Origin of the sequence: Mesorhizobium sp. M1D.F.Ca.ET.231.01.1.1 (assembly GCF_003999155.2) — a bacterium.
Classification (GTDB): domain Bacteria; phylum Pseudomonadota; class Alphaproteobacteria; order Rhizobiales; family Rhizobiaceae; genus Mesorhizobium.
The window spans coordinates 1-287 of sequence record NZ_RZOZ02000265.1 but is presented as its reverse complement, the minus strand read 5'-3'; the positions used below and the strand labels follow the sequence as shown (position 1 = coordinate 287).

Annotated in this window: 1 protein-coding gene; it reads left to right on the top strand. The window is 68.6% G+C overall.

What is annotated here, in order from left to right; genetic code table 11:
• On the top strand, positions 1 to 287 hold a 287-nt coding region (locus tag EN874_RS33235; protein ID WP_135884750.1), incomplete at both ends, for a hypothetical protein.

The following is a 287-nucleotide window of genomic DNA, read 5'->3' as shown; positions in this document are numbered from 1 at the left end:
CCGGCGTCGAGGGCCTGGCGGAAGCCTTCGCCACCGTTTTGGAACGCGGCGGCGAGTTCGGGCTCGATTCATTGCTTGCCGAAATCGTCGGCAAACGCGACGAACTGCGCGGCTTCATCGCCAAGCTTGGCAAGGATCGGGGCTTCCGGCCGCTCTTCGCCGAATTCGGTTTCAGGCCCGGACAGACGGCCGAGGGCATCGCCGCTTCGCTGTGGCCGCTGTCCGGCTTCGCTCCCCGCGAGTTCGCCGAATTCGCGCAGGCCGCCGAAGCCGCCGACGCGCGGCAG